The 19,214-nt window shown below is 69.6% G+C and carries 20 protein-coding genes; 5 read left to right on the top strand and 15 right to left on the bottom strand.

The window, feature by feature from the left end; genetic code table 11:
* Positions 1-87: 87 nt before the first annotated feature.
* The 6 genes from SLUN_RS34755 to SLUN_RS34730 all read right to left on the bottom strand — a co-directional run bounded on the left by SLUN_RS34755 (position 88) and on the right by SLUN_RS34730 (position 6,085).
* Positions 88-1,002 (bottom strand): PfkB family carbohydrate kinase, encoded by a 915-nt coding sequence (locus SLUN_RS34755; RefSeq protein ID WP_108153887.1) that lies wholly within the window; start codon positions 1,000-1,002, stop codon positions 88-90.
* On the bottom strand, positions 999-1,991 hold the full coding sequence (locus SLUN_RS34750) for a zinc-dependent alcohol dehydrogenase family protein (protein ID WP_108153886.1): 993 nt from the start codon (positions 1,989-1,991) through the stop codon (positions 999-1,001). The genes SLUN_RS34755 and SLUN_RS34750 overlap by 4 nt, the downstream gene beginning before the upstream one ends.
* Positions 1,988-2,884 (bottom strand): carbohydrate ABC transporter permease, encoded by an 897-nt coding sequence (locus SLUN_RS34745; protein WP_108153885.1) that lies wholly within the window; start codon positions 2,882-2,884, stop codon positions 1,988-1,990. Before SLUN_RS34745 ends, SLUN_RS34750 begins: the two co-directional genes overlap by 4 nt.
* Positions 2,881-3,792 (bottom strand): carbohydrate ABC transporter permease, encoded by a 912-nt coding sequence (locus SLUN_RS34740; protein ID WP_108155104.1) that lies wholly within the window; start codon positions 3,790-3,792, stop codon positions 2,881-2,883. The genes SLUN_RS34745 and SLUN_RS34740 overlap by 4 nt, the downstream gene beginning before the upstream one ends.
* A 65-nt stretch (positions 3,793-3,857) precedes the next feature.
* A complete protein-coding gene (locus tag SLUN_RS34735; RefSeq protein WP_108153884.1) occupies positions 3,858-5,219 on the bottom strand; it encodes an ABC transporter substrate-binding protein in 1,362 nt (453 codons plus the stop codon).
* A gap of 104 nt (positions 5,220-5,323) precedes the next feature.
* Positions 5,324-6,085 (bottom strand): DeoR/GlpR family DNA-binding transcription regulator, encoded by a 762-nt coding sequence (locus SLUN_RS34730; RefSeq protein WP_108153883.1) that lies wholly within the window; start codon positions 6,083-6,085, stop codon positions 5,324-5,326.
* Between the two features lie 391 nt (positions 6,086-6,476).
* Between SLUN_RS34730 and gnd the strand changes: the two genes are divergently transcribed.
* Positions 6,477-7,919 (top strand): NADP-dependent phosphogluconate dehydrogenase, encoded by a 1,443-nt coding sequence (gnd, locus tag SLUN_RS34725; protein WP_108153882.1) that lies wholly within the window; start codon positions 6,477-6,479, stop codon positions 7,917-7,919.
* A gap of 286 nt (positions 7,920-8,205) precedes the next feature.
* Here gnd and SLUN_RS34715 read toward each other — a convergent pair whose 3' ends face one another.
* From SLUN_RS34715 to SLUN_RS34685, 7 genes are all read right to left on the bottom strand, one after another.
* Positions 8,206-8,838, bottom strand: a complete 633-nt coding sequence (locus tag SLUN_RS34715) for an aspartate/glutamate racemase family protein (RefSeq protein ID WP_108153881.1) — start codon at positions 8,836-8,838, stop codon at positions 8,206-8,208.
* A 74-nt stretch (positions 8,839-8,912) separates the two neighbouring features.
* Positions 8,913-9,257 (bottom strand): GNAT family N-acetyltransferase, encoded by a 345-nt coding sequence (locus tag SLUN_RS34710; protein WP_108153880.1) that lies wholly within the window; start codon positions 9,255-9,257, stop codon positions 8,913-8,915.
* Positions 9,258-9,288: 31 nt separating this feature from the next.
* Complete coding sequence (gene panD / locus SLUN_RS34705; protein WP_108153879.1) at positions 9,289-9,705, bottom strand: aspartate 1-decarboxylase; 417 nt, start codon at positions 9,703-9,705, stop codon at positions 9,289-9,291.
* Positions 9,706-10,068: 363 nt separating this feature from the next.
* Entirely contained in the window at positions 10,069-10,482 is a 414-nt protein-coding gene (locus SLUN_RS34700) for a hypothetical protein (protein WP_108153878.1), read from the bottom strand.
* Between the two features lie 46 nt (positions 10,483-10,528).
* Positions 10,529-11,059: a protease inhibitor I42 family protein gene (locus SLUN_RS34695; protein WP_108153877.1), complete on the bottom strand. Its 531-nt coding sequence runs from the start codon at positions 11,057-11,059 to the stop codon at positions 10,529-10,531.
* On the bottom strand, positions 11,031-12,614 hold the full coding sequence (locus SLUN_RS34690) for a peptidoglycan-binding protein (protein ID WP_108153876.1): 1,584 nt from the start codon (positions 12,612-12,614) through the stop codon (positions 11,031-11,033). Before SLUN_RS34690 ends, SLUN_RS34695 begins: the two co-directional genes overlap by 29 nt.
* Positions 12,615-12,625: 11 nt before the next feature.
* Complete coding sequence (locus tag SLUN_RS34685) at positions 12,626-12,997, bottom strand: hypothetical protein (protein ID WP_108153875.1); 372 nt, start codon at positions 12,995-12,997, stop codon at positions 12,626-12,628.
* A 656-nt stretch (positions 12,998-13,653) separates the two neighbouring features.
* Here SLUN_RS34685 and folE point away from each other — a divergent pair.
* The 4 genes from folE to SLUN_RS34665 all read left to right on the top strand — a co-directional run bounded on the left by folE (position 13,654) and on the right by SLUN_RS34665 (position 16,606).
* A complete protein-coding gene (folE, locus tag SLUN_RS34680) occupies positions 13,654-14,187 on the top strand; it encodes a GTP cyclohydrolase I (protein ID WP_108153874.1) in 534 nt (177 codons plus the stop codon).
* A 119-nt stretch (positions 14,188-14,306) separates the two neighbouring features.
* Positions 14,307-15,611: an MFS transporter gene (locus SLUN_RS34675; RefSeq protein ID WP_306610730.1), complete on the top strand. Its 1,305-nt coding sequence runs from the start codon at positions 14,307-14,309 to the stop codon at positions 15,609-15,611.
* Positions 15,612-15,682: 71 nt separating this feature from the next.
* Positions 15,683-16,351: an NUDIX hydrolase gene (locus SLUN_RS34670; protein ID WP_108153873.1), complete on the top strand. Its 669-nt coding sequence runs from the start codon at positions 15,683-15,685 to the stop codon at positions 16,349-16,351.
* Positions 16,352-16,390: 39 nt separating this feature from the next.
* Positions 16,391-16,606 carry a hypothetical protein gene (locus SLUN_RS34665; RefSeq protein ID WP_159100394.1) on the top strand — a complete coding sequence of 72 codons (216 nt, stop codon included), beginning with the start codon at positions 16,391-16,393 and terminating at the stop codon, positions 16,604-16,606.
* A gap of 63 nt (positions 16,607-16,669) precedes the next feature.
* Here SLUN_RS34665 and SLUN_RS34660 read toward each other — a convergent pair whose 3' ends face one another.
* Together SLUN_RS34660 and SLUN_RS34655 are read right to left on the bottom strand one after the other, a co-directional pair.
* The gene (locus tag SLUN_RS34660) at positions 16,670-17,920 is read right to left on the bottom strand and encodes an MFS transporter (protein WP_217505933.1); all 1,251 of its coding nucleotides are present in this window, start codon (positions 17,918-17,920) and stop codon (positions 16,670-16,672) included.
* A gap of 50 nt (positions 17,921-17,970) precedes the next feature.
* The gene (locus SLUN_RS34655) at positions 17,971-19,122 is read right to left on the bottom strand and encodes a PLP-dependent cysteine synthase family protein (protein WP_108153870.1); all 1,152 of its coding nucleotides are present in this window, start codon (positions 19,120-19,122) and stop codon (positions 17,971-17,973) included.
* Positions 19,123-19,214 lie beyond the last annotated feature (92 nt).

Genomic DNA, 19,214 nt, shown 5'->3' with positions numbered 1-19,214 from the left:
GCCCGTCGGGCATCGGGGAGCCCGGGACGCCACCCGCACCGTCACGCGCGCCCGTCCCGCCGGACGGATCCGGCAGGACGGGCGCGGTCAGGCGTGGGCCGGTGCCGAGGGCTCCGTGCCGGTCTGGGTGACCACGGACGCGGCCACCTGGGAGGCGTAGGCCAGCATGCGCTCGGCCCGGTCCGGGGCGAGTGCGCGCTCCCAGGCTCCGGTGGTGGAGAGCCAGGCGAGGACGCCCGACATGAAGGCGTCTCCGGCGCCGATCGTGTTGACCACATCGGCCGGTACGGCCGCGACGGACACAGGCGGGGCGTCGGGGGTGTAGGCCGTACTGCCCCGGGCTCCGCGTGTCATGACGACGAGCCGTCCCTCCGCCGCCAGGCTCCGGCAGCTCTCGTCCGGGTCCCTGTCCGGCCAGAGGAGGGCCAGGTCCTCGTCGCTGGCCTTGATCACATGGGCGAGCGCGCACAGTTCACGCAGGAGTCCGAGGCCGCGGCCGGGGTCGATCGTGCGGTCCTCGCGCACATTGGGGTCGACCACGAGGAGGGAGGTGCTGGCGGCGGCCTGAGCGGTCGCCGCGACGGACTGCGCCGCCGGTTCGACGACCGCCGCCAGGCCTCCCGCGTACACCGCGCCGAAGCGGCCGACGTCGGCCGACCTGTCCGGGAGCCGGAAGGTCGCGGTGGACTGGAGATGGAAGTGGTAGCCGGTCCCCTCGGTACCGGGATCGGCCACCGCCAGCGCCGTGGGGAGTTCGGACCGCGCACAGAGGCCGATATCCACCCCCGCTGCCACCAGCCGCGCCTCGATGCTCCGCGCGAAGCCGTCGCCGCCGAGCGCTCCGGCGAAGGCGACCGGCCTGCCGAGGCGGGCCAGGCCGACCGCGACGTTGGCGGGCGCGCCGCCGGGCTGCGCGCGCCTGACCTCCGGATCCCCCGGCACGGGGACGAGGTCGACGAGCGCCTCGCCGAGCACCAGGATCCCGTCGTGTCCGCTGCTCACGGCTGCACCACGATCTTGCGGCCGATGCCCGCCTTGAACCGGTCGATGGCCTCGGGGTACTGCTCCAGCGGCAGCCGGTCGCTGATGAACACGGACGGATCGAGCACCCCGCTCGCGAAGAGCGCGGCGGCCCTCTCGTAGCTGTGCAGCACCGCCATGGAGCCGGTGATGGTGATCTCCTGGTTGTAGATGCGGTACGGCTCGATCACCGCCGTGGTCGCGTAGTCGGCGACCCCGAACTGCAGGAACGTGCCTCCCTTCGCGACCCGGCCGAGACCGTCCTGGATGGCCGCGGCGTTTCCGGTCGCGTCGATGACGAAGTCCCAGCCGCGCTGCTGGTCCAGTTCATCCGCGCCGGCTGCCGAGCGGGAGCAGCCGAGCAGAGAAGCGGTAGCGAGGCGGGCCGGGTTGACGTCGAGTACGTCCACGCTCGCGGCGCCGGTGCGCTTCGCGAGCTCCAGCATCATCAGGCCCATCGTGCCGGAGCCGTAGATCAGCACCTGGGCGCCGAGGGTGCTGCTGTTCAGCACGTCGTATCCGCGGACCGCGCAGGACAGCGGCTCGATCAGAGCCGCGTCCTTGACGTCGATGTGGTCGGGCAGGCGCACGCAGTTGGCGACGGGCGCGACGGCGAACTCCGCCGCGCCGCCGGGGACGGTGACGCCTATGGCCGCCCACCGGTCGCAGAGGTTGCCGCGTCCGGACCGGCAGTAGCGGCATTCGTGGCAGTGCAGGGACGGATCGACGGCGACCTTGTCGCCCACGGCGAGCTCGGTGACCTCGCTGCCGATGCCGACGACCTCCCCCGCGAACTCGTGACCGGGAAGGATCGGCAGGGTGGGCGCGAACTCGCCCTGCAGAATGTGCAGATCGGTGCCGCACAGACCGCACGAGGCCACGGCGACGACGACGTCGCGAGGTCCCGGAGTGGGGTCGGGGACCGTCGTCACGGAGACTTTGCCGGGGGCTTCGACGATCGCTGCCCTCATTTAACAGCTCCAAGGGAGAGGCCCTGGACGAGCTTGTCCTGGGCGGCGTAGCCGGCGGCGAGCACCGGCAGGGACACGACGACGGACGCTGCGCACAGCTGGGCGAGGAACAGGCCCTGGCTGGTGACGACGCCGATCAGGTAGACGGGTGCGGTCTGGGCGACGACGCCGGTGAGCACGCGGGCGAAGAGCAGCTCGTTCCAGCTGAAGATGAAGCAGATCAGGGCGGTGGCCGCGATCCCGGGAGCGGCGATGGGCGCCACCACACGGGCCAGGACGGTGTGCAGCCGCGCGCCGTCCACCTGGGCAGCCTCGATGATCGAGACCGGCACGTCCGCGAGGAAGGACTGCATCATCCACACCGCGATCGGCAGATTCATCGAGGTGTAGAGGAGGACGAGGAGCCAGATGTTGTCCAGCATCCCGGTGTTCTTCGCGAACAGGTAGATGGGCAGCAGACCGGCGACGACCGGGAGCATCTTGGTGGACAGGAAGAAGAACATCACGTCCGTCCACTTGCGAACGCGCCGGATGGAGAGCGCGTACGCGGCCGGCAGTGCCAGCACGAGCACCAGCAGCGTCGAGAAGACGGAAGCGGAGAGGGAGTTGATCAGGGAGGGCCACGGGGTGGGCCCGCCGCCCGCGCCGAAGAACTCGCGGTAGCTGTCGAGGGTCAGCGACGCGGCGAGGGAGGGCGGATTGGTCGCCGCGTCCGGCTCCGCGTGCAGCGAGGTGAGGAGCATCCACATGGCGGGCAGACAGAAACCGAGCCCTGCCACCCAGGCCACGAGACCCAGTGCGGCGGAGCGTCGCCTGGCCTTGCGTGCCGCGGGCGGCAGCACCGGCCGGGGGGTGGCCTTCGGCGGGGGTGCGGTGACGGTGGGAGCGCTCATGCGCGGTTCGCCTCCTCACGGAAGAGGGACGAGACCACCCGGAGTGCGAACGTCGCGATGATCATGGTGCCGATCACGACGACAACACCCACGGCGGACGCCAGTCCGTACTCGTGAGCCTGGTAGAAGGTCTGGTAGATCGTGTACGGGAGGTTGGCGGTACCCAGTCCTCCGCCGGTGATCGTGAACACCGCGTCGAAGTTCTGCACGATGTACACGGAGCCGAGCAGTACGCCCAGTTCGAGGTACCGGCGCAGATGCGGGAGGGTCAGATAGCGGAACGTCTGCCAGCTGCTCGCACCGTCGAGGCGCGCGGCCTCCATCATCTCCGCGGGCCGGCTCTGCAGTCCCGCGAGCAGGATGAGCATCATGAACGGCGTCCACTGCCACACCAGGGAGGCCTCGACGGCGAGCAGCGGCATGTCGGAGATCCAGTCCGGCTGCACCGGGCTCGTATCGCCGAACAGCTCGCCCACCCAGGTCAGGGCCCCGTTGAGGAGCCCGTACTCCGGGTTGTAGAGCGCGTGCTTCCACAGCAGCGCGGCCGAGACCGGGACGATCAGGAAGGGAGTGATCAGCAGGGTGCGCACCATGCCGCGGCCGAAGAAGGTGCGGTCGAGGAGCAGGGCGAGCACCAGGCCGAGCACCACGCTGGCGATGACGACGCTCGCGGTGAGCAGGACCGTGGTGAAGACCGATTCACGCAGTTCCGGGTCGGTGACCACGGAGCTGTAGTTGGACAGCCCGGCGAAGCTGCGCGCGTCGGGGTCGAGGGAGTTCCAGTCGAAGAGCGAGATCACCAGGGTTGCGACGAACGGCAGTTGGGTGACCGCGATCAGGAAGACCAGGGCCGGCAGGAGCGGAGCCCGGGTGGCCCAGGCCCGCACTCCCCCCTTCCGCTGCTTGATCTGCGGCGTACGCTTCGACCGGACCTGTGGGGGCGGGGGCGGCGGCTGTGTCGTGACGGATGTGCTCACTGGTACTCCTTGCCGACCTTCTCGGCCAGCTTCTGGGACTTGGCCAGGGCCTGGTCGACGGTCTGGTGGCCGGCGATGGCCGCGCTGATCTCCTGCGAGACCTTGGTGCCCAGGTCGGTGAACTCGGGGATGCCGACGAACTGGATCCCGGCCGCGGGGCGCGGCTGGGTGCCGGGGTTCTCCGGGTTGGCGCTTGCGATGGCCTTCTCGGTGATGTCGGCGAAGGCACCTGCGGCCTTGCGGTACTCCGGGTTGGCGTAGAGGGAGGCCCGCTTGCCCGCGGGCACATTGGCCCAGCCGCTCGTCCTGCCGACCAGCGACTCGTACTCCTTGCTCGACGCCCAGGAGATGAACTTCCACGCGCTGTCGGTCTTCTTGGAGGCCTTCTGCATGCCCCACGCCCAGGTGTAGAGCCAGCCGGAGCTCTGGGTCTTGTCGACGGGCGCCGGTACGTATCCGATCTTGCCCTTCACCGGGGATCCCGAGGCCTCCAGAGAGCCCGCTCCGGCGGTGGCGTCGTACCACATCGCGGTCTTGCCCTGGGTCATGTTGTTGAGGCACTCGGCGTACCCGGACTGGGGCGCGCCCAACTCACCGTGCTTGCGCACGAGATCGACATAGAACTGGGTGGCCTTCTTGAACTCCGGCGAGGTGAGCTTCGCCTCCCAGTCCTGGGTGAACCAGGTGCCGCCCATGGTGTTGACGACGGTGGTGAGCGGGGCGATGACCTCGCCCCAGCCGGGCAGCCCGCGCAGGCAGATGCCCTTCATCCCCTTCTCGGCGCCGTCCGCCTTGGCCGCGAGATCGGCCACCTGCTGCCAGGTGGGCTGGGCCGGCATCGTCAGCCCCTTGCCGGCCAGCACGTCCTTGCGGTACATCAGGAAGGACGACTCGCCGTAGAAGGGCTCGGCGTAGAGCTTGCCGTCCTTGGCGGTGAGCGAATCCCGCAGCGGCTTGAGAATGTCGTCCTGGTCGAAGGCGGTGTCCTTCTTCGCGTACTCGTCGAGCCCGTGCAGCCAGCCGTTCTTGGCGTAGAACGGCACTTCGAAGTTGCTGATGGTGGCGACGTCGTACTGGCCCGCCTGGTTGGAGAAGTCCTGACTGATCTTGTCGCGGACGTCGTTCTCCGGGAGCACGGTGAAGTTGACCTTGATGCCGGTCTCCTTGGTGAAGTTGGCCGCGGTCAGCTTCTGCAGCTCGACCATCTGCGGGTTGTTCACCATGAGTACATTCACCGCCTCACCCCCTCCGGAGGAGGAGGATGCGCCGGCTCCGCTGCACCCCGCGAGAAGTGCCATGGCGGCCGTGCCCGCGCCCGCGCTGAGGCGGATTCCACGTCGTCGTCGCTGGAGGGACATGATTTCTCCTGATCAGTTGTAGCGGCTCAGTTGTAGCGGCTCGGTGTTCGGGGCATGGCCGGCCTGCCCCGGGCCATGAGCGGGGGGTGCTGGAGCGGGCGCGGTCAGACGCGGATGACGTGGGGGCCGAGGAGGGAGTAGCGCTGGGCTTCGGCCGAGGGGAGTCCGGAGTCGGTGACGATGGCCTCGAAGTCGGCGACATCGGCGAACCGGCAGAAGCTCACCGCGCCGAACTTCGTATGGACGCCGGCGAACACCCGGCGGCGTGCGCTGCGCATGGCCCGCGCCTTGACCTCGCTGACCGCCGGGTCCGGCGTGGTCAGTCCGTACTCGCGGGAGATGCCGTTCGCGCCGACGTACGCCAGATCGATGACGAAGTCGGCGAGCATCCGGGTGGCCCAGTGGTCGACCGTGGCCATGGTGGCGCCTCGGACGCGGCCGCCGAGCAGCAGCACGGAGATCTTCTCGGCGTCCGCGAGCACGGTCGCCACCGCCAGGGACGCGGTGACCACGGTCAGCGGCCGGTCCTGCGGCAGTGCTTCCGCGACGAGCTGCGGGGTGAAGCCCTCGTCGACGAAGACGGTCTCGGCGTCACCGAGCAGATCGGCGGCGGCCGCCGCGATCCGCGACTTCTCCGGCACATGGCGCGTGGTCCGCACGGCGAGTGTGGTCTCGAAGCCGGCGCTCTCGACGGGGTACGCCCCGCCGTGCGTACGCCGCACCAGGCCGTGCTCCTCCAGCGCGTGCAGATCGCGCCTGATGGTCTCCTTGGCCACCTGGAACCGGTCGGCCAGCCCGTTGACGTCGACCGAACCGTCCCGTCGGGCCGTCTCGAGAATTCCGCGTCGGCGTTCCTCGGTGTCCACGACACACTTCCCTGCTTCTGCTCTGTGCTCCGTCTGTGCGGCGAGCCCGGCGTCCGTTCGGGCTCATGCGTCGTTTGTACAAGCAAGCAAGCCCGCTTGACCAGGCTCTTCGCGACATCCGCTGCGCCCGTATGTGCCCGTTTCACCGATGCCGTTGGTGCTGGTGGTGCTGCCGTACGGGCTCGTCGTGGCGTACGGCACTGCCCGCTTGGCGCATATGCGGCGTCCGAACTCCGCCCGCGGACGGACACGAGGTGCGTGAGGCGCAATGCTGGAGGCCAGGAATGCGGAAGACTCCGGAGGGCTTGAAGATCAATGAATGGCTTGATCCGCCCGTACGTATCCGTAGGGGCGGACATGGATTTTCCGACGGACATCCAGGAGCACACGTATGAGTGGAACAGCCCAGATCGGCGTCACCGGGCTCGCGGTGATGGGCCGCAACCTCGCCCGTAACTTCGCCCGTAACGGCTTCACGGTCGCGGTGCACAACCGCACCGCGGCCAGGACGCGTGCGCTGGTCGAGGAGTTCGGCGACGAAGGTACGTTCGTCGCGGCCGAGTCGGCGGAGGAGTTCGTCGCGGCCCTGGAGCGTCCCCGCCGCCTGGTCATCATGGTGAAGGCGGGCGAGCCCACGGACGCCGTGATCGAGGAGTTCGCGCCGCTGCTGGAGGAGGGCGACGTCATCATCGACGGCGGCAACGCCCACTTCGCCGACACCCGGCGGCGCGAGAAGGAGCTGCGGGAGCGCGGCATCCACTTCGTCGGCAGCGGCATCTCCGGTGGCGAGGAGGGCGCGCTGCACGGGCCGAGCATCATGCCGGGCGGTTCCGCGGAGTCGTACGAGTCACTCGGACCGCTGCTGGAGCGGATCGCCGCGAAGGCGCCCGACGGCGCGCCCACCGTCGCGCACATCGGCCCCGACGGCGCGGGCCACTTCGTGAAGATGGTGCACAACGGCATCGAGTACGCGGACATGCAGCTGATCGCCGAGGCGTACCACCTGCTGCGCGCGGTCGCCGGCTACTCCCCCGCCAAGATCGCCGAGACCTTCCGCACCTGGAACACCGGACGGCTCGACTCGTATCTGATCGAGATCACGGCGGAGGTGCTCGCTCATACGGACGCGGCGACCGGAAAGCCCTTTGTCGACATCGTGACCGATCAGGCCGAGCAGAAGGGCACGGGCCGCTGGACCGTGCAGATCGCGCTCGATCTGGGCGTACCGGTCTCGGGTATCGCGGAGGCGGTCTTCGCCCGCTCGCTGTCGGGGCACGCGGCGCTGCGCGACGCCTCGCGCGCTCTGCCGGGTCCCAAGGCCGAGCCGCTGGGCGAGCAGGAGGCAGCGCGCTTCGCCGAGCAGGTCGAGCAGGCGCTCTACGCGTCCAAGATCGTGTCGTACACCCAGGGTTTCCACCAGATCCAGGCGGGCAGCGACGAGTACGACTGGGACATCGACCTCGGCTCGGTGGCCGCGATCTGGCGGGCCGGGTGCATCATCCGGGCGGCGTTCCTGAACCGGATCCGCGGGGCCTACGACGCGCAGGGCGATCTGCCGAGTCTGCTGTCGGACAAGCAGTTCGCCGAGGAGATCGGCGCGGCCCAGGACGACTGGCGCGAGGTCGTCGCGACAGCCGCACGTCAGGGCGTCCCGACACCGGGCTTCTCCGCGGCGCTCGCGTACTACGACGCGCTGCGTGCGGAGCGGCTGCCCGCGGCGCTGACCCAGGGCCAGCGCGACTTCTTCGGGGCGCACACCTACCGGCGGACCGACCGGGAGGGTTCGTTCCACACCCTCTGGGGCGGTGACCGCTCGGAGGTGAGCACCGACTGATCCGCGTTACGGGGGGCTGCTCAGCCCGCCGGTCCCGGCGCGGGCTCCGGCTCCGGTACGGGGTCGGGGCCCGGCGGCCTCGGGATGGGGTCGGGGCGGGTCCCGGCGGGGCGACGGAGTAGGCACCGGGCCGGGCAGCGGTCCCGGACCGGGTCCGGGCGGGCCCGGTGTCGGGATGGGCGAAGGCGGTACGGGCGGCTGGGTCATGCCGGACCTCCAGAGGTACGCCAGTCGTGCGTTCCCAATGTCTCCCGATGCGCGTGCCCACGCGCGCCGGGTCCACGCGTCATGATCCGGACGCGGTGGCCGCGGCGGCCGCCCGAAGACCGGACCGCGGGCTGGAAAGGACGGGGACGGCGGTGGCAGTACGTGCTGCCGCGTCCGCCATCGACGCCTGGGCCAGAACGATGACGTCCGCCTCGCGCACCTCGTCGACGGCGGCGGCCACCGCGTCCAGATAGCCGTCGCGGTCGCCCGCCTCGAAGCGCTCCCAGGCGCCCTCGACGAGCAGCGTGCGCAGCTCGACGATGCGGTCCACGGCCTCTTCGCGGATCAGCGCGGCCGTCGGTTCCAGGGTGCTGTGCACGGCGGCGACCACCACGATGCGGCGCCGCTCGGCCGCCGCCGCGGCCATGGGACGGTCGACCCGCAGTACGGGTACTCCGAGGTCCGCCGCGCTCGCCTCCGCGACGGCGCCGATGGTCGAGCAGGTGCACAGCACCACGGTCGCGCCCTGGGCGACGGCACCTGCGAGTACGGCCGCGACCGAGGGGGCGACGGCCTCGGGGCCGTCCTCCCCGGCCCGGGCGAGCAGGTCCTCGTGGACGAGGTGGCGCAGCGTGAGACCGGGGTGGTCCTCGTCGCGCAGGGCGTCGAAGACCGGGACATGGACCGGTGAGGTGTGCAGCAGCGCCAGCATGCCGGGATGCTATCGACGCCGCGCGGTCAGCCGCGCGGTCAGCCGCGCGGTCAGCCGCGCGGTCAGCCGCGCGGTCACCAGAGTTCCGGCTTCGCCTTCAGCTGTTCCTCCGCCGCCCGCACCAGTTCGGCCGGGGCCGCAGGGGCCTCGTCGGGGTGGCGCTCGGCCCACTTGGCCGCGTACGGGCACAGCGGTACGACGGGGACGCCCTCACGTGCCGCCATCGTGTAGAACTCCCGCACCAGCGCGCCGGCGATGCCCTTGCCCGCGTGCGCCGGCTCCACCACGGTGTGCACGGCCACCAGGGCGGCCGGGGTGGCGTCGAGCGTGAAGTAGACGATGCGGCCCACGACTTGGCCGTCCTCGTACGCCTCAAGGAGTCCTGCGGGACGGTTGTCGCGGATGTCGTGCTCTGCCATGGCGGCTGCTCCTTCGGACGGCGAGGACGGGTCAGACGACGGCATGCGGGCTGCGCTCCGTGCGGCTGCCGGGCACGGGTGCGGAGGCGTCGGCGCCGAGCTCCACGATGCGGTTGTCCGCGTCGACATGGACGACGCTGGGCACCAGAGCACGGGCCTCGGCGTCGTCCACCTGCGCGTAGCTGATCAGGATCACCAGGTCACCGGGGTGTACGAGGTGGGCGGCGGCGCCGTTGATGCCGATGACACCGGAGCCGCGCTCGCCCTCGATGACGTACGTCTCCAGCCGGGCGCCGTTGGTGATGTCGACGATGTGCACGAGTTCGCCGGGCAGCAGATCGGCGGCTTCCATCAGCGCGGCATCCACGGTGACCGACCCGACGTAGTGGAGGTCGGCCTGGGTCACGGTGGCCCGGTGGATCTTGGACTTGAACATGGTGCGCAGCATGAAGAAGCTCCCAGTTTATCTGCTCCCTGCCCGCTTATTGCAGGTCAAGGGCGGTCTCCGGAGCGTACAACGGTTCGCGTGTTCGGTCAGCTGCCCTCAGGTGTTTCAGGGCTCACACTGACCCGTTGCTGACCTTTCTGAGGCCGCGCCAGTCACTGACACACACGTGTCACAGACCGCTTCGCGAAGGCGCCGGTGAGCAGGAGCAGGACCGCGAGGGCGGCCGGCCCCACCCACTCGGCGGGGGTGCGCTCGTGGCCGGCGGCGGGTTCGGGGGCGGGACGGGTCTTCTCCGTAAAGCCCGCGGTGGGCAGCCGCCCGGTGGCCCCACACCCGCCGCCGTACTCGGATCGGCTACTCAGATCACGTACTCCGGCCCCGCGCCCGGGTCAGCTGCTTCAGTTCGATGATGGTCGCGACGGCGCGCAGCCAGGTGGCCGCGGTGTCGTCGGCGGCGATCCCGCCCACGAGTTCGGTGCCGGCCCGCAGCCACTCCCGTACGAGGACGGCCGCCTCCCGGCGGGGCAGGGGCTCGGGCAGCTCCGCAGCGCGGGCGAGTCCGCCGGCACGCACGGTGTCGGCGAGGAAGGCGACCGAGCGCGGCTCGGTGCCGAGGCGGTCGAGGATGACTGCTGCGGCCGCGGCGCCGTCGCCGAACAGGGCGGTGCGCCGGGTGCCGGGCGCGGCGGTGAGGCCGTAACGCAGCAGGACGGTGATGTCGAGCCGGGCCAGCTCGTCGTCCGTGCGGTCCGGCGGGTACGGGGCGTCGTCGTTCATGGCGGGGCCTCGGGTGTCTCGTCTCATCTGACTGGTCCGCTGCGGCTCAGTTGACGGTGACGGTGTAGGTGATGCGCTCGGGGGCCTGGGAGGGGGTGGCCGCCCCCGTGGTCGGGGTGGCGGAGGGTCCGGTCGTCTCGGGGGGCCGGCTGGAGGTGTTGCCCTGGCAGGTGGTGAACGTGCAGTGCAGCAGCGTGAACCGCGTGGTCCCGTTGCCCTTGGCCTCGAAGGTGAAGGTGAGCCGGCCGCCGGCACCGGGCACCGGCGTGTCGCCGGAGTCCGACGCGTAGTCCTGGCCGCGGCTGACCAGCACCGAGCTGTCGGGCTCGGGATCGACCAGGTACCAGTACTCGCGGGTGGAGGCGTTCTGGTCGACGGTGAGCGTGAAGCGCTCGCCCGGCTCGGCAGTGATGCTGGTGTCCTTCACCGGGTGGCTCGTCGGGCGGCCCACGGTGCTCGTGGAGCCGCCGGCCGGTTCGTCGGTGCCCGAGCCGCAGCCCGTGGCGAGAGCGAGGAGCGCGGCCGCCGCGATCGCGGCACCGCCCCTGCTACCGCGGAAGATAGACGCTGTACGCATTGGGGAGTTCACCTTTGGAAGCCTTGCCCATGTGACCGTTGATGAAGTCGTCCTCGCTGACCCAGGTGGTCGAGCCCCAGGGGTTGTACACCTGGAGCATGTCACCCTCCTGGGCGATGATGGTCATCGCGTGGGCGCCGTCCTTGCCCGAGACGTCGACAGGCACCGGCCGCCCCTCCGCCACCGACTTCTCGACTTCGGTGAGGACCGCCCTGCGGTCGTCGGCGCTGTTCAGGTCCTGGCGCTGGTAGTCACTGCCGGTGGCACTGCCGACGGCGGTGTCGTTGATCCGTTCCTGCCCCTCCTGCCCCATGCCGCCCCAGTTCTTGCCGCCGTCGCCTTCGGTGTGCAGCCGGTGCTGTTCGGCCACCAGGCGCTGCTTGAAGGCGTTGGGGTCGTCCTGCTGCCCGTCGGGGCCGCCGGTGAGGTCGAGCGCGTACATCGGGTCGACCATGGCGCGGGAGGTGACGGTGGACGAGGCCACGCAGGTGCCCTCGGAGCCGTCGCCGCCCTGGACCCACCGCTGGCCGTCGAACGTGGCGTAGTCCTTGTTGTTGTTCGACCCGTCCGGCGCCAGGCCCTCGTCGTTCATGCTGTCCGTGGCGGTGACCACCGGAGTGAGGTGCCGGCGCATCCAGTCGGGGTCCTTGCCGTGGATCTTGTCCTGGAACGTCTCGATCTCGGCGACGCTGTGGCCGGCGGCCAGGGCCTTCATCAGGTAGGCCCGCTCCTGCGGGGTGTCCGACTTCGCCAGCATCCGCTCCATGGCCGTCTCGTCGTCGAGACTCAGCAGGTCCATACGCGTCGACGCGCGCGCCAGGTCGCCGGCCGTGAGGATCTCGTTCAGCTCGGTGTCGGCGCCCGCGACGCCGGTGTCGGCGAGCATCAGCTTGTCGACGGCGGTGAGTTCGCTGGTCTCCATCTTCCCGGCCCGTGCCTCGGCGGCCCACTTGTTCAGGTCCCGGGCCGCGACGCGGGTGGCCTCCTGCGCGTCGGAGACGGCGGCGTGCATCAGGTCGACCGCGTAGGAGCCGAAGTGGGCGGCGTTCTTACGGTCCCACTCCTCCTCGTCGTTCTCGCGCAGGTCGTCGAAGAAACCGTCCTTGCCGCCGAGCGTCTTCTTCTGCTCCAGCAGCTGTCCGCGGCCCTGCTCGTCCTTGCGCTGCGCGGCGCCGATCGCGTCGGCCAGCGTCAGCAGCACCGTCGCGCAACCCTGGAACGCCTCGCTCATCTGGGTCGCGGACCGCCCGGCGGCGTTCACCACGTCGGAGGCGAGGACGCTCGTGTCGCCGACCCACACCTCCGGAAGACCCTTGCGGCCCACCCGGTCGACCTGGTCGAAGACGCTGCTGACCTGGCCGACCTGGCCGCGGTAGAGCCTTGCCAGGCCCTCCAGCACGGCCTGGTCGCCGCCCGGTTCGGGCACCGAGAGGGCGTTGTCGATCAGGTCGAGGAGCTCGTTCTTGCTCCCGGCACTGAGCACTTTTTTGGACAGCCCGGCGAGCCACGCAAGGCGGAAGGAAGGGGAGTCGAGGGGAGAGGAGAAGAACGACACCGGCCCGTTCCTCAGTAGCTCGACAGGGCCGAGGCGCGCCCGCCCTGCGTCGATGTGTCGGTGAGGCTGCTCGTGCCGGCGACGGAGACGCTGTCCGCGTGCGTCTTCACCAGGCCGTCGGTGCCGCGGTAGGTCTTCTTGGCCAACTGCACCTTGCCACCGAGCTCGTGCAACGCCGACGCCAGTGTCTTGGCCTCCGCCTCCCAGGCCTTGACGAACGCGTTCAACGCCGACGCGGCGTCGTCGCCGCCGACATCGCCGTACGAGTAACTCGTGCGGGACTTGACGGCCGAGCTGACGCCGTCCATGTCCGTACCGGCGTCGTCGAGTTGCAGGGCCTGCCCGGTCATGCCTGCCTTGACCTGGTAGCCGTCCGAGCCCACCGTGCCTCCCCCGTACGCATTCGATCATGGCCGCAGGCAGGCTAACACGCAGTGTATATACGAAGATCACACGTCGTCCGCCGCACACACCTCCTCCACATCACCCGCCCCACGGCACGCCTGGGCGCTCATCCCGGCCCAGACGATCGGCTGCAACTCGCCGTATCGCGCAGCGCGTACGAGCCGACGCCGCGGCCCACCCCGCTCCTTATGGCGTTGTTCACCGCGGTGGAGCCTGCGCAGTCCTGCACATTGGACTCGAACAGCTCCAGCCGTAACACCTCGTCGTGTTGACGCGTTCCGAGAACTCATTATGTCCGCCGGCTCCGCTCCCCGAGTGCCGGACCGCCCTGGGGCGCAGTGTTGAGGCATGGCACGACGGGCAGAATGAGCGGGCCGCGCTCCGGCGCTCAACAGGTGTTTTATTCTTTGCCATTCGGGCGCTGGGTTCCCGCCACCCACCTGGTTCAAGCATCGGAGAAACGTTAATTTTCTCCGCGGCTTTGAATACTTAGGTATCAGCATATGACCCGCGCATTGGTCTGATTGAGTGTCAGCCATGCGGGCGATGTTCTCAACGAATGCAACTGGGTGGATAGTGAAATAACTCCACCGGGTTTCCGAGCCCGTGGTGGAAGTGGGAATGGAGGCTGCAGGTGACCATTGAAGACTGGCTCAAAACCAATGTAACCACCGACACGAGGGCACTCGGCTGGTACAGCGGCCCGGAGTGCGAGGACCGCATCGTCCGGGCCTATCGCGAGCTGCTGAGCGGCTACGAGATCGACACCTCAAAGATCCTCAAGACCACCTGCCTGGTGAACGGCGAGCACACCGGCGTGGTGCGTGTCCAGGAGAACAACTTCTTCTCGATCTGCGCCCACCACTTCCTGCCGTTCTTCGGGAAGGTCGACATCTCCTACGTCCCCGGTGACCGCATTCTCGGACTCGGGAAATTCCCTCGCCTGGTCCAGGCGTTCAGCCGGCGCTTCCAGATCCAGGAGTACCTCGTCAAGGAGATCGCTGAAGAGATCATGTCCTCCGGCGGCGCAAAAGCCGTGCGAGTCACCTCCCGTAGCCGCCACCTGTGCATGTGCAGCCGCGGTCCTTCCGACCAGACCGTGGTCACCGACACCTCATATGTGGCGGGTCATCAGGAGTTGATGGCCAAGTTCGGCCTGGACGACTGATCCGGACTCGCGTGGCGGGAGGTGCTCAAGGGATCGACCCTCCCGCCACGCGGCACCGGTCACCCGGCCCTGGACGACCGCCGTGCGGGACAACACGCAAGCCAGCACAAGGAGAACCCGTGCGCCACAGGACGAGAGGCAGTCACCGCCGCGTGCCGGCGTCACCCTGGAAGTACATTGTGGCGACATGGCTCGCCGGCGTGGTGGCGGCAGTCGGCCTGGGTGCCGTCTCACCGGCGGGATCAGCCCTGCGTTCGTCACTGGGGTTGTCGGCCGGTGAGCTCGCCTGGGCCACATCGAGCATTACGGCCGTGAGCGCCGTCCTCGGCGTCCCGGCGGGATGGTGGATCCGCCGTCTCGGCGCCCACCGGGCCCTCTCCTGGGGCCTGTTCGTCATGTCGGTTGCAACCGTCACGAGCGCGACCGCCGGATCCTGGGGTCTGTTGCTGGGGTCGCGTGTCGCGGAAGGAGTCGGCTACCTGCTGGTGTTCGTGGCGGGTCCGGTCGTTCTCACCCGCATGACGCAGGGCGGCATCCGATCGGCAGCGCTCGCGTTGTGGGGGACGTGCGTTCCGATGGGTCTGGCCATCGCCGCGGCCACGGGCGGACTCCTGGCATCCCAGTGGACGTGGAACCGATGGCTGGCCCTCACCGCGCTCGGTCCGTTGATCATGGCCGGAGTGCTCACCGCCGTCCTGCCTCGGCTGCCGAGGACGCCCGTGCAGAACCCTCATCGCGGGGCCGGCACCTGGAACGGGGCACTGAGGCTGGGCGCGGCGTACGGAAGCCTGTCGCTGGTCGGCGTCGGTGCGGTGATGGTCCTCCCGCTCTTCCTCATCGAGCGCCGAGAGGTAACGCCGACGGTGGCCGGCACCGTGGTGGCACTCGTCTGCCTGGGGAGTGCGGTCGGGGGGCTTGCCGCCAGCTGGCTGCTGCGGCGCGGCTGGGCCCTCTCCTCGCTCGTCCCGCTGGGCGTACTGATGCCGGTAGCCTGCCTCCCCGCCTTCTCGGCCGAATTCCCACTCGCGGTCAGCGGCGGCGCCGCCACGCTTGTTCTCCTCATCGACGGACTGCTGATCTCCGCAGTCTTCGCTGCCGTCCCCGCCGCGGTGAGCCGTGCTGAGCATGTCGATGTCGCCAATGGCATCCTCAACCAACTCGGCAGTGTGGGAATCCTGATGGGACCACCGGTCTTCGGCCTGGCCATCGCTGCGGCGGGATGGGGCGCCGTCGCTGCCGCGACCCTCGTCTTCGGCGGACTCGGCACGGTCCTTCTGCTGACGGGCGCCCGCACGTCCGCGACCGGCACTGCAGACGGCGTGTCCCGGTCGCTCGACGCACAGGACGGTGTGGACGTGGGGGAGGGATCGGAGCCCTTACGGAAGGCGCCGGACGTCAGGAAGCCCAACCGCAACAGAATCTGACCGAGCCACGGCTGTGGGGGTTCCCGAATGCCGTACGCCTGACGGCGGCCTTCTCCTTGAAAGGGGGCAGGATGAAAATCGACTTCCTCCCGCTGCGGGACGACACCTGTGGCGAGTACTGCCTGTACTGCCACGCCGAGACCGTCGAATGGATCGTCGTGGACGGACGGAAACGGTGCACCTGCGGTTCGTGCGGCCGCGAGGCCGAAAGAGCCGTCGTCGTCGATCCCCGCATCTGCTGGTGGACCGATTCGGACGGCGAATACTGGCATGAGAGTGCCGGCGTATTCGTACGGGACCCGGGAGGGAGATTTCTCTTCTTCCAGAGAACTGCCTTTCCCTACCGTCTGACCGTTCCCGCAGGCCATGTCGAACGCGGAGAGGACCCCCAGCGCGCGGCAGCGCGGGAGCTGTGGGAGGAAGTAGGAATCCGCGACGCGCACGGGGAGCTCCGGCTCGTTGTGGACGAGCATCTCAACGGAGACATGTGCAGGAGGGGCTCCGACGCCCATCGTTGGCACGCCTATCTGCTGGACGTCGACGACCACCGGGCAGCCGGAGCTCAGGGGGAATTGACCGTGAACGAGGAAGGTGAGGCGCCCCTCTGGCTCACTCTTGACCAAGCACTCTCCTCCCAGCCGACGTTTGCCGTGGGACACATCATCGATCGGTATTCCAGCAGACTCCTGCACGCCGTCGGGCGCACTCCCGGGGAGGGGAAAGTGAAGCGAACGGTGTAACTCCTGATCATGGAAGATGCGCCGGTGACCAGTAACAACATGCCTGAACCTGAGCCCGTCGAGGTGGCAGCTGAGCCGCCGTCGGGGGCGGCCCTGCCTTCCCGCGGCGCTACCGTCGACGGATACACCGTCACCCTGAACGGCGGCCTTCGCCCCGGCACGGCCGAAGAACTCACCCAGGCCGGAACCTCCACGGGCGCCCGGCAGTCCGCCGAGTCGGCCACCGGACACGAGGCGGACAGCCACCAGCACTGAGGCGGCCGGCCGGGGCGAGCAGCGTATGGCCACCCGCCCCTTTGCTGTGGTGGGCCGGTCGCGTCAGGCTGTGGCGGGCTCGGGCCGGGCGGCGGGAGCCGGGGATGCGAGGCAGCCGGTGCGGTCGATCCCGTACAAGGCGGCGGCGCATGCGAGGCCCAGCAGGAGCAGGGCGATCCACGGCAGCGCGGCCACTCCGCCGTTGCGCGCGGCATCGAGTGCGACCCCGGTGAGGAGGTTGCCCAGAGTGATACCGATGCCGCAGATGGTGTTGTACAGGCCGTAGTGCGTGGCGACGAGGCGGCCACCGGAGAGACGGACGATGGTGTCCATCTCGAACGGATACGCGATCATCGTGCCCACGGCGAGCAACAGCGCGGACAGCGCGGGCGGCACCGCCGCGAGCAGCCACAGTCCGATCCCACCGTCCGGTACCGGCATCGCCGTGGCGAGCAGCAGCGGTACGAACGCGACCCCCATGGTGAGCAGGCCCCAGGTGAGCGCACGGCCTGGCGCCATTCGCGCCTTGCACCACGCGGTCACCCTCGTCTGACCGAGAATCGTGCTCAGTCCGGACACGGCGAACAGCACCGCCACTGCGGCCGTGCCGAACTTCCCCTCGCCGCCCAGGCGCCGTACCTCCAGCGGCAGCGCGAGATAGACCTGGAAGGACATCACGTACGAGCCGATCATGGCGAGCGAGAACAGCCGGAACGGCCGGTTGGCCAGAATGCTCCGCCACTGCGACAGCACACTCTCCCGACGGCCGTCCGCCTGGACCTTGGTGTCGTCGGCCCGGCGCGCGGGCAAGGCCCGGATCTGCACGACGCTCAACACTGCGAAGATGCCGGCCGCCGTCAGGCACGTGACGCGGAAGTCGACGCCGGTCAGCACCATGCCCACCAGCGGGCCGAGCAGGATCCCGGCCTGGTAGAAGACGTTGAACAACGCGAACGCCTCCACCCGGCACTCCCCCGCATCCGCTGCCAGGTAGGCGCGGGAGGCCGGGTTGAACAACGCGCCGGCCAGTCCCGTCGCGGCCGAGGCGGCAATCAGAGCAGGCACCGAGTCGACGAGACCGAGGGTCGCGAAGCCGACAGTACGCAGCACAAGCCCAGCGATGATCAGCGGCTTGTAGCCGAGCCGGTCGGCCAGCGTGCCGCCGACCAGGAACATGCCCTGCTGGCTGAAGTTGCGCACCCCGAGGATCAGTCCGACGAGCCACCCGGCAAGGCCGAGGGGCCCGGCCAGGTGTGTGGCCAGATACGGCATCAGCATGTAGAAGCCGAGGTTGATGGTGAACTGGTTGACCATCAACAGCTGGACACTGCGCGGGTAGCCGCGAACCTGCGCGACGGTGCTCTTCACCGGCCCTCCTCCGCGTCAGCCTCGGGGCGCAGTTCATCGGCGGCCGGATCGTCCGTGCCCGCGGCTCGGTCGAGGGCGAGCGGGTCGACCACACTCGTGCACCGGGTCCAGCGAGCGACTTCCTTCTCGTCCAGGCAGCCGATCACGTCCGGCTCGGATGCGGGCGGCGAGTCGAGGAGGCCGTGGGCGGCGCAGTAGTCGTCGTCGTAGACCGTGCCCAGGTAGCGTTGCGGCCCATCAGGGAAGATCGCGGCGATCCGGATGTCCTCGGGCATCGTGCGGGCGAGCCATCCGGCGACCAGGGCGACCGCGCCGACGCTCCACCCGCCGGTGGCGTAGTGCGAGGCAGCCAGCTGCCGGCAGGCCCACACCGCCTCGCCCGGGGCGACCCAGTGCACCTCGGAGAAGTTGTCGTAGGCGACGTTACGGGGATAGATGCTCGACCCGAGTCCGCGCATCAGGCGGGGGCGGGCGGGCTGGCCGAAGATCGTGGAGCCGATGGTGTCCACGCCCACGAGCCGCAGGTCGGGGTAGAGCTGCTGAAGAACGCGGGAGACGCCTGCGGAGTGACCACCGGTGCCGACACTGCACACCAGCACGTCGATGTGGCCCAGTTCCGTCGCGAGTTCGAGGGCGAGCGGGGTGTACGCGGCGGTGTTGTCGGGGTTGTTGTACTGGTCCGGGCACCAGGATCCGGGGTGCTGTCCCAGCAACTGGGTGACACGGTCACGTCGGGCCTGCTGCCAGCCACCGGTGGGGTGCGGCTCGGAGACGACGTTGACCTGGGCACCGTAGGCGGTCAGCAGCCGGGTCATGGACAGCTCCAGACCCGGGTCGGTGACCAGGGTGACCGGATGGCCGTGGACCATGCCCGCAAGGGCCAGGCCGAGCCCGAGCGTGCCGCTGGTGGACTCGATGATCCTGCCTCCGGGCCTCAGATCCCCCCGGGCCCGGGCGCGTTCGACCATGTGCAGGCCGGGGCGGTCCTTGATGCCGCCGGGATTGAAGCCTTCCAGCTTCGCCCAGAAGCCCTGTCCCGCGGGCGCGAAGGGTTCGCCGACGTGCAGGAGGGGCGTGTTGCCGACCAGGCCGCTCAGGGCGGCGTGGCCGAGCGTGGTGAGATGACGTTCGGTGTTCGGAGAGTGCATCGGTCGGCTCTCATCTTTCGGTGAATGGCGCGTCGGGTGCTGATCTCTCGCACTCCGCCCGTTCCCGACCGGTGATCCGGTCTCAGGGGCTG

Source organism: Streptomyces lunaelactis (genome assembly GCF_003054555.1).
Taxonomy (GTDB): Bacteria; Actinomycetota; Actinomycetes; order Streptomycetales; family Streptomycetaceae; genus Streptomyces; species Streptomyces lunaelactis.
Note: the sequence above shows the minus strand (reverse complement) of the source record. Positions and strands in the feature narration are given on the sequence as shown.

Coding starts and splice junctions, on each gene's coding strand:
- SLUN_RS34750 (WP_108153886.1), bottom strand. CDS start 1,991: ATGAGGGCAGCGATCGTCGAAGCCCCCGGCAAAGTCTCCGTGACGACG.
- SLUN_RS34745 (WP_108153885.1), bottom strand. CDS start 2,884: ATGAGCGCTCCCACCGTCACCGCACCCCCGCCGAAGGCCACCCCCCGG.
- SLUN_RS34735 (WP_108153884.1), bottom strand. CDS start 5,219: ATGTCCCTCCAGCGACGACGACGTGGAATCCGCCTCAGCGCGGGCGCG.
- gnd (WP_108153882.1), top strand. CDS start 6,477: ATGAGTGGAACAGCCCAGATCGGCGTCACCGGGCTCGCGGTGATGGGC.
- SLUN_RS34715 (WP_108153881.1), bottom strand. CDS start 8,838: ATGCTGGCGCTGCTGCACACCTCACCGGTCCATGTCCCGGTCTTCGAC.
- SLUN_RS34710 (WP_108153880.1), bottom strand. CDS start 9,257: ATGGCAGAGCACGACATCCGCGACAACCGTCCCGCAGGACTCCTTGAG.
- panD (WP_108153879.1), bottom strand. CDS start 9,705: ATGCTGCGCACCATGTTCAAGTCCAAGATCCACCGGGCCACCGTGACC.
- SLUN_RS34700 (WP_108153878.1), bottom strand. CDS start 10,482: ATGAACGACGACGCCCCGTACCCGCCGGACCGCACGGACGACGAGCTG.
- SLUN_RS34695 (WP_108153877.1), bottom strand. CDS start 11,059: ATGCGTACAGCGTCTATCTTCCGCGGTAGCAGGGGCGGTGCCGCGATC.
- SLUN_RS34670 (WP_108153873.1), top strand. CDS start 15,683: ATGAAAATCGACTTCCTCCCGCTGCGGGACGACACCTGTGGCGAGTAC.
- SLUN_RS34665 (WP_159100394.1), top strand. CDS start 16,391: ATGCCTGAACCTGAGCCCGTCGAGGTGGCAGCTGAGCCGCCGTCGGGG.
- SLUN_RS34660 (WP_217505933.1), bottom strand. CDS start 17,920: ATGGTCAACCAGTTCACCATCAACCTCGGCTTCTACATGCTGATGCCG.
- SLUN_RS34655 (WP_108153870.1), bottom strand. CDS start 19,122: ATGCACTCTCCGAACACCGAACGTCATCTCACCACGCTCGGCCACGCC.